Below are 11,749 nucleotides of genomic sequence, written 5' to 3'. Positions count from 1 at the left end.
ACTCGTAGGTCGGGCTGCGGCGGTTGCAGCAGCATGACTGTCCCGTGCGAAGCGGACGGGCCCCAGACGGACGATGGAGCGGCCCGTCCGGGGCCGGGGGAACAACAACGTCAGGGCTTCAGGGCGCGGAACACCGCGTCCACCACTTCCTGCTCGGTGGGGAACGCCAGGCCGGTCTTCTTGATGACGACCTTCCCGTCCACCGCCACTTCAAAAACCCCCGACCCTCCCTTCTTCAGCTCCGCATCCACCTCCAGTTCGTCCTTCAGCACGGCCGCCGCACGGGTGGCCCTGGGCAGGTAGCCTCAAGCGGTACAGTAGGTGATGGAGACCTTCGCGTCGGCCATGGTGTTCCTCCTAACGGGCGCTGAAGAGGGCATGAAGCATCGGGGTGGAGAGCGCTCCCATGATGATGCTCGCGGAGCCCGCGACGTTCCAGGTGTTACAGGGACACGTCTCCTGGATGACTTCACCCCCTCCTTGTCGCCCCGGGCGGGATGGAGTGTGCTGCGAACCCTCACACCCCACTGAAGGCACTCCCGTGAAGCTCTCCCTCGCGCGTCTCCTCCTCGGCTGTGTCCTGTCCGCCTCCCTGAGCGCCTGTGACACCAGCGTTGCTGGCGATGACGACACGGACACCGGCGGCGACAACATGGTCGTGACCGGCATCTGGAACCGCTACGGCAGCGAGTACGGCTATCAGACCGACATCGCGTACGGCGGCATCGTGGGCCAGCCGTCGGACCGGGTGTACATGTGTGAGCTGCCCGGCTCCCCCTCCGCGGGCCTCTACAAGGGCCGGCTCATCAGCCCGCGGATGATCCGCTGGGACGCGAACCACAACCTGCCCGACTACGAGGTCGTGTTCGAGGGCACCACCATGCGCTTCAAGCCCCAGAACGGCACCAACACGTTCCTGGGCCAGTACCGGCAGGGCACCTGGACGCCCGGGGCCTGCGACTTCACGCTGAAGGACGGCAAGCTCATCGACAACTCGTCCACCGCCTACGTGGTCTACGACAACAGCGGGGAGACGAAGATCACCAGCGTGAAGATTGGCGGCGAGGGAATCCCGGTGAAGGCGAGCACGGAGGCCGCGTGCAGCGTCACGACGCTCATCCCTCCTGGCACCGGGAGCAACGGCAACCTCACCGTGTCCATCAGCTACAGCGGCGTGGGCATTGATGGGCCCTACAGCCGGACCCAAACCCAATCCATGTACCGGTCGGACTTCAAGCCGGGCTGCAACAAGCTCGCGGTCGAGTTCGGCTGCGGCGCGCTCGCCGTCTGCGTCTATCCGGTCCCGTAGCCGCGGCGGCCTTGTCACGTCCACGAATCGAGGGGGCCCTTCATGTTCTGCCGACGCTGTCACAAACGCGCGAATCAATGCCTCTGCCGTTCGGGTCCGCAGCTTCGCCCGGTCGAGCGCGGCTCCATCGCGGGCCCGAGCGGCCAGCTTCCGATGGGGCTCGCACGCCCCCGCCGTGAAGAGCGGTCCGCGCTCATGACGGAGTTCGCCGAGCGCGGCCTCACCCAGGCCTTCGGCACGGACGTGGGGCTGACCCGGCCGGAGGTGGAGACGCGGCGCATCGTCGGCCAGGCCCTGGACGCGGGCTACCGGCTGCTCGACTGCGCGCTCCTCTACGGTTCGTTCCGAAGCGTCTGTGCTGTCCTGAAGGAGCGAGACCTCGACGAGGACACGTTCATCATCTTCAAGGTGAAGCCCGATGAGGTCTCCGAGCTGAAAGGGGTCTTCCGGCCGCTGGGGCGGGGCCCGGACCTCCTGATGCTGCATGAGATGGCCGCGACCACCCGCCAGACGGTGAATGCGATGGGGGAGCTGGCAGACCGGGTCCGCAGCGGGAACGCGCGCTATCTGGGGCTCAGCAACGTCACCACCGTGGAGGAACTGCAAACGCTTTGCGAAGCCGCCCAGCGCTTCCGTGTCCCGGTGTCGTGCGTCCAGAACCGATGCAGCCCGTACTACCAGGACACCGAGATCCGCCGGTACTGCCGCGAGCACGGCATCGTGTACCTGGCGTACGGGCTGATGGGCAGCCGGCAGCAGGGGGCCTGTCATGGTGAGGGCCACGGCTTGCCCACGCTGTACCTGCTGCCCACCCAGGACCCGCGGCTGGAGGCCCTGGCCCGGCGGCTCCAGTTCCAGGACGAGGACCGGCTCCGGCAGGCCTCGACGGGCGAGCTGCTGCTGTACTGGGCGTCGGCCCAGGGCATCATCCCCGTGGCCTTCTCCACCCACAACGAGCGGGTCCGGTACAACCTGAACGCGAGCCAGCTCAGCGCCGTCACCACGCTGCGGGCCATGGAGCTGCTGTTCAGCGAGCCCCGGATGGACGGTGTCCGCGCGACCCTGACGCGCAACCCGCCGGTTCGCGCGCTCTACCTGTCGCTGCGAGACCCCACGGCGTGGTGGCTCCTGGATGAGGTGTTCCGTGTCGCGGGGCCGCTGCTGACGGCGCTGGCCGAGCGCGCCGGTCCAGGCTCCACCGTGGCCCTGCGGAACATGGTCTACAACCTCATCCGCTTCGTCGGAGACCTCCAGTCCAATGACATGCCCTGGTTGGACACGCTGCGAGAGGAGTTCCGGCAGCTCGACACGGCCTACCGGGCGACGGCCGACGCGGACGCGAAGCGGCGCCTCTTCGAGCTCTGCTACGAGTGGATGATGAAGGACTCGATGGCGGGTGGCGGGGTGAAGGAGGCGCCGGAGCGGCCGGCGGAGATCCGCCGCGGCGAATACGTGCCGGATCACCCGGTGACGGCCTCGGGGCGGCTCGCGAACGGGCGGTCTGCCCGGCTCGTCGAAAAGCCGCCCCCGGTGGGCACCCTGCTCACCCTCAAGGAGTCTGACCACTCCACCTTCATGAAGGGCTACGACCCCGTGTTGTTCGCCAACCTGGCCCAGCACCAGGTCTACGACGTGAACTACTGCGGGCAGCAGCCCATCACGGTCCGGATCCTGACGACGGGCTCCCGGCCCACGGCGAGGGTCATCGAACCCGAGGAGTGAGCCTGGGGCGGTCGGGTCGGACGTCGGTTCGGGGTTGGCCCTCCCGAGGCTCCCCTGAGAAGCCGCAAAGCGACCTTCCTGACAAGCCGCCCCCGGCCCCGCCGGACTCCTCTCCCAAGCGCTGGGCACCCGGAGCGGAGGCTCTATGCTCCCGCGCCATGCCCAGTCCCTACGTCATCAGGGCCGTCGAATCCCGCGCGGAGCTCGAACAGGTCCTGGCGCTGCAACGCAGGAACCTGAAGCAGCACCTGTCCGAGGAGGAACGACGCACGCAGGGCTTCGTGACCGTGGCGCATGACCTGCCCACGCTGGAGCGCATGCACGCGGTGGCCCCCAGCATCATCGCCCTCCAGGGCTCCGAACTCGTGGCGTACGCCCTGGTGATGCCCCGCGAGTGCCGGGAGTTCGTCCCCGTGCTGGAGCCGATGTTCGCGCTCGTCGAGCAGCTCAAGGACGAGGGCCGTCCCCTCCGGGACCAGCGCTTCTACGTGATGGGGCAGATCTGCATCGACAAGGCCCACCGGGGCAAGGGCCTGTTCGAGGCGCTCTACCACCAGCACCGCGAGCAGCTCCGGGGCGCCTTCGACTGCGTCGTCACGGAGGTCTCCGTGCACAACCGCCGCTCCCTGCGCGCACATGAGCGGCTGGGCTTCCGCACCCTCCACACCTACTCGGACGCCACGGACACCTGGGCCGTGGTGCGCTGGGATTGGACCCCGCCCCCGCGGCGGATGGAGGAGTTCGAGCGCTCCGAGAAGGTGCTCGCCGCGGCGGGAATCGGCCGCTGGTCCCTGGACCTGTCCCAGCCCTACATCGTCTGCGACGCCATCTGCCGCGTGCACTGCGGGCTGCCCGCGGACGGCCCGGTGGAACCCGCCCGGGTCCAGGAGCGCATCCACCCGGAGGACCTGGAGCGGGTGAGGGACGCGGGACGGCGCGCGCTGGAGGAGCGGGCGCCCTTCGAGCTGCGCTTCCGGACCCGCCCGAGCGCGGAGGCCCCCTCCCGCTGGCTGCACGTCACGGGCTCCGTCTTCCACGACGCGGCGGGGCGCGCGCGGCACTTCGACGGCATCTCGCAGGACATCACGACCGAGCGGCAGCTGGAGGAGTCCCTGCGCCAGACGCTCATCGAGAAGAACGACTCGCTGCAGAACCTGGAGCTCATCAACAGCACGGGCCAGGCGCTGGGCGCGGAGCTGCAACTGGAGAAGCTGGTGCAGGGCGTGACGGACGCCGCCACCCAGCTCACCCGGGCCGCCTTCGGCGCGTTCTTCTACAACGTGCTGGATGAGCGGGGAAACGCATACATGCTCTACACGCTCAGCGGCGTGCCCCGGGAGGCCTTCGCGAAGTTCCCCATGCCGCGCTCCACCCGCGTCTTCGAGCCCACCTTCAAGGGCGAGGGCATCATCCGCAGCGACGACATCACGAAGGATCCGCGCTACGGCCACAACGCGCCCCGCCGCGGGATGCCCGAAGGCCACCTCCCGGTGCGCAGCTACCTCGCGGTGCCCGTGAGCTCGCGCTCGGGTGAGGTGATTGGCGGGCTGTTCTTCGGCCACCCGACGCCCGGCGTCTTCACCGCGCGCGAGGAGCGGCTGGTGGCGGGACTGGCCGCGCAGGTCGCCGTGGCCATGGACAACGCCCGGCTCTTCCAGCGGGTCCAGGAGGCCGTCACGTCGCGAGACACGTTCCTGTCCATCGCCTCGCACGAACTGCGCACGCCCATCACGTCCATGAAGCTGATGTCGCAGCACATGCGCAAGCGCATCGACGCCAACGACCCGACGACCTTCACCCGCGAGCGCGTCACCCGGATGGTGGAGCAGACGGAGCGCTCCATCGACCGGCTCGCCCGGCTGGTGGATGACATGCTGGACATCTCGCGCATCGCCGCGGGCCGGCTGCAGCTGCACCTGGAGCGGGTGGACCTGGGTGAACTCGCGCGCGACGTGGTGGACCGCTTCGAGCAGCAGCTCACCGAGGCCGGCCACACGCTCACGCTGCGGCTTGCGCCGGGGCTCGTGGGGAGATGGGACCGGGTCCGGCTGGAGCAGGTGCTCGCGAACCTGCTGACCAACGCCCTCAAGTACGCGCCCGGGACGCCGCTCACGGTCAGCCTCCAGGCCCGGGACGACCACGCCGTGCTGGAGGTGGAGGACCGCGGGCCCGGCATCGCCCCGGGAGATCAACACCGCATCTTCGAGCGCTTCGAGCGGCTCGTCACCGCGAGCGAGGTGAGCGGCCTGGGGCTGGGCCTCCACATCGCCCGGCACATCGCCGAGGCGCACGGGGGGCGCATCCACGTGCGGAGCGCCGTGGGCGACGGCGCCCGCTTCTTCGTCGAGCTGCCCCTGGCGGGCCCCCCGGACGCCACGCCCGCGAAGCCGTAGGCCGTGGGGGGCACTCAGCACGCAGCGCTCTACAGGTGCGCGGAGTGCGTGGTGGGCGCGGGGGGAGCTGGGTGTGCCGCGTGCACGGGGCGGGTGACAGGCTCCGTGGGCGCGGGGTGCACAAAGCCTGCCCCCAGGAGCGCACCCTCGAGTGAGTCGTGGATCCGCGCTTCGAGCAGGTATTGCGCGATCGGCTCGAGCGCGGCCTCCAGCTGGGGCGGCACCTTCACCAGGGCCAGGTGCGCGCTGCGCACGGCGAGGAACTCCGCCAGGTACTGGAGCGTCGCCGCGCCGGCGGCGTCCACGAGCGGCACTCGCGACAGGTCGATGACCACGAGCTTCGCCCAGGGGGGGCCGTCGATGAGCGCGTAGAGCTTGATGTGGTTGATGAACAGGATGGGCCCGTCCACGCGCGCGACCAGGAGGTCCAGCGCCTCGGGGGCGTCGGGCGCTTCCGGGGCTTGCACGTGCAGGCCGCGCTGCAGCTGCGACACCTCCGCCACCCGCTGCACCTCCAGCCGCAGGGCGCCATGGCGCCGCACGTAGAGGATGCTCGCCAGCGCGAGCCCGGCCCCGATGCCGGCGAACACATTGAACACGGCAATGCCCAGCGCGGTGACGAGCACCACGCCCAACGTCGACTTGGACTGATTCCACATGGCAACAAGGCCCTCCAGGTTGAGAAGCCGCACCCCCACGACCAGCAGGATGGCGGTGAGTGCGGCGATGGGGATGCGCGCCACCAGCGGCGCGAGCAGCGCCATGGCCACGAAGAGCCACAGGGCATGCATGACGGAGGCGGCGCGGGTGCGCGCGCCCGCCTGGATGGACGCGCTGGCGCGCACGATGGCGCCCATCACCGGGAAGCCACCGCACAGTCCGGCCGCGATGTTGGCCAGCCCTTGCGCGACCAGGTCCTGGTTCAAGTCACTCTGCGGGCGCGCCCCCGTGAGCGCATCCAGCGAGCTCGTCGCGAGCAGCGAGCCGAGCGACGCGAGCAGCGCGAGGCCCAGGGCCGCCGGCAGGAGTGTCGCGAGGTGCACGCCCTCGAAGGACGGCAGCGTCGGCGTGGGCAGCGAGCGGGGCAGGGCGCCCACCGCGTCGTAGCCCGCCCCGAGCCAGACCATCAGCCCGGTGCCGAGCGTCAGCCCCACGAGCACCGCGGGGATGCGCTTGTGCAGCCGGGGCAGGGCCACCATGGCCAGCGCCGTCAGGGCTCCGGCGGCGACCCCGAGCCAGCCCACGTGCCCGCCCCAGGTGCGCTGAAGCACGAGCGCCACGGCATCCGAGTGCGTGTCCTCCACCGCGAACAGGCGCGGCAGCTGCGTGTTGAGCAGCAGGAGTCCGATGCCCACCGTGAAGCCCATCACCACCGGCCGGGGGATGAGCCGCGCGAACCGCCCGGCGCGCAGGAGCCCCAACGCCACCTGCATGGCGCCCGCGAGCACCGTGGCGATGACGAGGCCCGCGGCCCCATGCGCCGCCACGATGGCCGCGGCCAGGGGCAGCAGCGCCGCCTCGGGGCCCGTGACCTGGAAGCGGCTGCCACTGAGCAGTCCGCCCACGATGCCAGCCACGACGCCAGAGACGAGCCCCACGCTCGCGGGCAGTCCCGCCGCGGTGGCGAGCGCGACGTTGAGAGGAAGTGCCACGCACGCCACGCTCAGGCCGGCGGCCGCATCGGCTGGCAGGCTGCCTGGGCGCACCATCTCGCGCCAGCTGTGGATGAGCTCGCCCGCACGCTGGGCCCAGAAAGGTCGCTTCGAGAGAACGGTCGTCGAACGCATGGACGACGGCGTCTTTCAGGTGTCGTGCCAGGCGCCGTCTCCGAGGGAAGCGCTCCCCGCTGTCGGTCCCTCCGCACGGAGTCCCTGTCGGCTCGGACCGACACTGTCGGGACCGACAGACGGCCGTGCGAAGTGTCGGGGCGCATGCACGGATGCGCGTTAGATTGCGCGCCATGTTGGTGCTTCGACTGCGCGCCCGGCTCCTGTTGTCCTACGCGGTGGTCACCGCGCTGCTGGTGGCGGCGTTCTCACAGATGGCCGTGGGCCTCCTGCGCACCCACGAAGTGGTGGCGAGCGTGGGCCAGGAGGAGCTGGCGGCCTTCGAGCGAGAGCAGCGCGTATACGTCGCGGCCTGGGCGCTCGAACTGTCGGTGCGGCGCGGAGTGGTGGCCTGCGAGCAGCACGACAGCAGCGCGGCCACCGTGCACCGCGCTGTCGCCAGCGCACGCCAGGACCTCCAGACCGCGCTTGGCGCCGGCACGGAGCAGCTCGATGCGGGCTTCCGCGCGAGCGCCCAGGACTACGTGCAATACGCCCTGCAATTGGAGCAGGCCGGCACCTGTGAGTCGATGCTGTCGTTTCCCCTGCGGGAGCGGCGGCTGCAGCTGGATGAGGTCCTCACCACGGTGTGGTCCGAGCGCACGCGGGACATGCGCCTGGCCATCCAGGCGAAGGAGGACCACGCGCGTGCCATCGGCTCGGCGGCGCTGAGCTCAGGCGGACTCTTCGGCCTTCTGGGCATCCTCGCGGCGGGAGCGCTCGCCTTCGCGCAGGCGCGCGCGGTGTCGAACTCGGTGGCGCTGCTCTCCACGCATGCGCGCCGCATTGGCCAGGGTGACTTCAGCCCCCTGCCTCCCTTGCGCGGGCCCGAGGAGCTGCGCGCGCTCTCGCTGGACCTGGACCGCATGCGTGGGCGTCTGGCGGAGCTGGATCAGCTCAAGAGCGCGTTCGTGGCCTCGGTGTCCCACGACCTGCGCACGCCGCTGGCCCGGGTGCGCGAGGCCCTCTCGCTCCTGGGTGATGGCAGCATCGGCTCCCTGACGCCGCAGCAGGCCCGCGTGGTGAAGCTGGCGCAGGCGGCGTGCGAGCGTGAGATTCGCATGGTGACCTCCGTCCTGGACCTGTCGCGCGTGCAGTCCGGCCAGCCGCTGCAGCGCAACGCCGGGGCCTCGGTGGACCAGATTGTCCAGAACGTCCTTCAGGACCTCGCCTTCGAAGCGGATGAGCGCAAGGTCCAGCTGGTGTACGACGCAGCCGCGAAGCCCGTGCGTGCGCCCATCGATGACCCTCTTGTCGAACGCGCCCTGTCCAACCTGGTGAGCAACGCCATCGCTGTCTCCCGCGCGGGCCAGACGGTGCGCATCACGTGTGAGCTGGTGAGCCGCAAGCGCCCTGGCGCCGTCAGCCCGGTGTCCGCGGTCCAGCTGTCCGTCGCGGACCAGGGCCCGGGCGTGCCCGCGCACGCGCGCGAGTGGATCTTCCGGCCCTTCGCCAGCCTCGAGGTGGGCGGACGCCGCAGCACGGGGCTGGGCCTGGCCATCGCGCGCGAGATGATCACCGCGCACGGAGGGGAGCTGTCGCTCGCGGACACGGCTGGGCCCGGAGCCACCTTCACCTTCTGGATTCCCCTTGAAGACCCCGCAGCCCCTGGAGGCCGCCTTGACGCCTGAGCCCCCCGTCCAGCAGCCCCACGTGCTCCTGGTGGACGATGACCTCCAGCTCGCGGAGCTCATGTCCATGCGGATGACCTCACGCGGCTACCACGTGACCGTTGAGAGCGAGGGCAGGGGCGCCCTGCGCAGGCTCGCGCAGGAGCGCGTGGACGCGATGGTGCTCGACCTGCGCCTGGAGGACATGGATGGCATGGACGTGCTCCGGGCCGCGCGACAGTGCGCTCCCGAGCTGTCCGTCATCATGCTCACCGCGCACGGCTCCATCGAAACCGCGGTGCAGGCCATGCAGGAAGGGGCCTACGGCTTTCTCACCAAGCCGTTTCACGACCACGAGCTCATGCAGAAGCTCACGCACGCACTCGAGCGCTCGCGGCTGCGCCGGGAGGTGGCCGAGCTGCGGCTGCGCATGGGGGAGAGCGGCGAGCCCCTGCTCCTGGGCATCAGCGAGGCCATCTCGCGCGTGCGCGAGGTGATTGCCCGCATTGCCCCCACCGATGCCACGGTCCTGCTCACCGGCGAGAGTGGCACCGGCAAGGAGCTGGCGGCGCGGATGCTCCACGTGCTCTCGCGCCGCAACACGGAGCGCTTCGTCGCCGTCAACTGCGGAGCGCTTCCGCCGGAGCTGCTGGAGAGCGAGCTGTTCGGACACGTGAAGGGTGCGTTCTCTGGGGCAGTGCGCGAGCGCGAAGGCCTGTTCGGCGCGGCCAACGGCGGCACGCTGTTCCTGGATGAGATTGGCGAGGCGTCTCCGTCCGTGCAGGTGAAGCTCTTGCGCGTGCTGCAGGAGCAGCGGCTCACGCGCGTGGGCGCGGACGTGGAGGAGTCCGTGGACGTGCGGGTGGTCGCCGCCACCAACCGGGACCTCGCGGAGGAGGTGGCCGCGAAGCGCTTTCGCCAGGACCTCTACTTCCGGCTGCACGTGGTGCCCATCGAGCTGCCCCCCTTGCGCGAGCGGCTCGAGGACATCCCCTTGCTCGCGCAGCTCTTCCTGGAGCGCACGGCGAACCGCTATGGCCTGCGTCCGCCGCGCCTCGCGCCCGCGACGGTGGAGCTGCTGCAGCGTTATGGCTGGCCCGGCAACGTCCGGGAGCTCATCCACGAGATGGAGGCCGCGGTGCTCCTGGCCGGCGCGGACGAGCTTCAACCGCGACATGTGCCTCGCCTCGGTCAGGCGCTGGAGCGGCCCCCGGCCGGGAGCGCGCAGCTGCCCGGCGTTCCCGGCGGGACAGAGGCCTTGCCCTCGCTGCGCGAGGCCCGCGACGCTTTCGAGCGCGCCTACCTCGCGGAGGCCATGCGCCGCAGCAGCGGCAGTGTCAGTGCCGCGGCCCGGATGGCCGGGCGCAACCGGAGCGACTTCTACGACCTGCTCAAGCGGCACGGACTGTCCGCCGCGGACTTCAAGGGAACGCCCGAGGGCGGGCCCACGCGCCCGACACCGCGCGAGCCTTGACAGCATCACTTCACGTGGGGAACGTGCGCGCCCCTCATGTGAAAGGTCCCGCGTGTCCGTCATCTCCGCCGCCCACCTCGTCACCGTGGGGGCGCTGCTGTTCGCCGCGTCCCCGGCCCGCGCCCAGACGACCGAGCCCGAGAAGCCCCCGGAGCCCCCCAGCGTCCAGCTCTCCGAGGAGGGCTACACGTTCTCCACCGCCGACAAGGCCTTCGTGCTGAAGGTGCGCGGACAGCTCCAGGGGGACGGCCGCTTCTACGTGGCGGACTCGGACCGGAGCGGCACCAACACGTTCCTCATCCGGCGCCTGCGCCCCTTCCTGGACGGGACGCTGTTCGGCTTCGTGGACTTCCGGCTCATGCCGGACTTCGGCGTCAATCAGCCGCTCGTCCAGGACGCGTATGTCGACCTGCATCCCGTCGACTGGCTCCGCCTGCGCGCCGGCCGCTTCAAGACGCCCTTTGGGCTGGAGCTGCTCCAGGCCAACACGGACGTCCCCTTCATCGAACGCTCGCTCACCTTCGATCTGGTCCCCGTCCGCGACGCGGGCGTGCAGTTGCACGGCGACATCGCCGGGGGGCGCCTCCACTATGCGTTCGCGGTGGTCAACGGCGATCCGGACGGCGCCAGCATCGACGTCAACACCGACGACAGCTTCGACCTGGTGGCCCGCGTCTTCGCCCAGCCCTTCAAGGGCGATACGGCCTCCGCGCTCCAGGGCCTGGGCCTGGGCGTCGCCGTCTCCCGAGGGCTCCAGTTCGGCACGCCCTCCACCACGACCTCCACGACCGGCCTGGTGCCACAGCGGAGCACCGGCCAGGAGATCATCTTCAGCTTCCTGAACAGCGGGACCACCGGGCCGACCACCGTCGCGGACGGAGAGCACGTGCGCCTCTCGCCCCAGGGCCACTTCTACTGGGGCCCGGTGGGGCTCCTCGCGGAATACGTCCTGTCGTCACAGGAGGTGCGCATCGGTGATCAGCGTGCGCGACTGCGCCACCAGGCGTGGCAGGCGTATGCGTCGTATGTGCTGGGCGGGGACGCGTCCTTCACAGGGCCCAAGCCCCGCCGCCCCTTCGACCCGAAGACGGGCAGGGGAGGGGCGCTGGAGATCTCCGTGCGCTACCAGGGCCTGGACATGGACGACGACGCGTTCCCCGTCTTCGCGGACCCCACGCGATCCGTGAGCCAGGCCCGGGCCTTCGGAGTCGCCACGCTGTTTGCCTTCAACCGGCGCGTGCGCTTCGCGTTGAACTACCACCGCACGGACTTCGTGGGCGGGGCCCTGGACGGTGACAGGGAAGCGGAGAACGTCGTGATGTCTCGCTTCCAGGTCGCGTTTTGAGACACGGCACGGTTTTTCGGGTGCGACACCTGGCGGGTGCGCCGTGCGCAGGCACACCTGCCGGGTGCCT

8 protein-coding genes are annotated in these 11,749 nt (G+C 70.4%); 6 read left to right on the top strand and 2 right to left on the bottom strand.

Annotation, left to right across the window (positions count from 1 at the left end):
- Positions 1–110: 110 nt before the first annotated feature.
- Complete coding sequence (locus tag D7W79_RS43505) at positions 111–347, bottom strand: SelT/SelW/SelH family protein (protein WP_014396254.1); 237 nt, start codon at positions 345–347, stop codon at positions 111–113.
- Between the two features lie 194 nt (positions 348–541).
- On the opposite strand from D7W79_RS43505, the gene D7W79_RS03665 reads away from it, so the two are divergent.
- From D7W79_RS03665 to D7W79_RS03650, 3 genes are all read left to right on the top strand, one after another.
- On the top strand, positions 542–1,309 hold the full coding sequence (locus D7W79_RS03665; RefSeq protein WP_120523930.1) for a hypothetical protein: 768 nt from the start codon (positions 542–544) through the stop codon (positions 1,307–1,309).
- Between the two features lie 195 nt (positions 1,310–1,504).
- Complete coding sequence (locus tag D7W79_RS03660) at positions 1,505–3,031, top strand: aldo/keto reductase (protein WP_158616880.1); 1,527 nt, start codon at positions 1,505–1,507, stop codon at positions 3,029–3,031.
- A gap of 158 nt (positions 3,032–3,189) precedes the next feature.
- The gene (locus D7W79_RS03650; RefSeq protein WP_244221572.1) at positions 3,190–5,424 is read left to right on the top strand and encodes a GNAT family N-acetyltransferase; all 2,235 of its coding nucleotides are present in this window, start codon (positions 3,190–3,192) and stop codon (positions 5,422–5,424) included.
- Between the two features lie 29 nt (positions 5,425–5,453).
- Here D7W79_RS03650 and D7W79_RS03645 read toward each other — a convergent pair whose 3' ends face one another.
- Positions 5,454–7,211: a SulP family inorganic anion transporter gene (locus tag D7W79_RS03645; RefSeq protein ID WP_120523928.1), complete on the bottom strand. Its 1,758-nt coding sequence runs from the start codon at positions 7,209–7,211 to the stop codon at positions 5,454–5,456.
- Positions 7,212–7,384: 173 nt separating this feature from the next.
- Between D7W79_RS03645 and D7W79_RS03640 the strand changes: the two genes are divergently transcribed.
- From D7W79_RS03640 to D7W79_RS03630, 3 genes are read left to right on the top strand one after another with little or no spacing between them, the layout of a single operon-like run.
- Positions 7,385–8,881: a HAMP domain-containing sensor histidine kinase gene (locus tag D7W79_RS03640; RefSeq protein ID WP_120523927.1), complete on the top strand. Its 1,497-nt coding sequence runs from the start codon at positions 7,385–7,387 to the stop codon at positions 8,879–8,881.
- Positions 8,871–10,334, top strand: a complete 1,464-nt coding sequence (locus tag D7W79_RS03635; RefSeq protein ID WP_120523947.1) for a sigma-54-dependent transcriptional regulator — start codon at positions 8,871–8,873, stop codon at positions 10,332–10,334. The genes D7W79_RS03640 and D7W79_RS03635 overlap by 11 nt, the downstream gene beginning before the upstream one ends.
- Positions 10,335–10,386: 52 nt before the next feature.
- Positions 10,387–11,679 (top strand): OprO/OprP family phosphate-selective porin, encoded by a 1,293-nt coding sequence (locus tag D7W79_RS03630; protein WP_120523926.1) that lies wholly within the window; start codon positions 10,387–10,389, stop codon positions 11,677–11,679.
- The last annotated feature ends 70 nt before the right edge of the window (positions 11,680–11,749 follow it).

Source organism: Corallococcus exercitus, assembly GCF_003611585.1.
GTDB classification, from domain to species: Bacteria; Myxococcota; Myxococcia; order Myxococcales; family Myxococcaceae; genus Corallococcus; species Corallococcus exercitus.
This window is presented reverse-complemented; position numbering and strand designations above follow the sequence as displayed.

Coding starts and splice junctions, on each gene's coding strand:
- D7W79_RS03660 (WP_158616880.1), top strand. CDS start 1,505: ATGACGGAGTTCGCCGAGCGCGGCCTCACCCAGGCCTTCGGCACGGAC.
- D7W79_RS03645 (WP_120523928.1), bottom strand. CDS start 7,211: ATGCGTTCGACGACCGTTCTCTCGAAGCGACCTTTCTGGGCCCAGCGT.
- D7W79_RS03640 (WP_120523927.1), top strand. CDS start 7,385: ATGTTGGTGCTTCGACTGCGCGCCCGGCTCCTGTTGTCCTACGCGGTG.
- D7W79_RS03650 (WP_244221572.1), top strand. CDS start 3,190: ATGCCCAGTCCCTACGTCATCAGGGCCGTCGAATCCCGCGCGGAGCTC.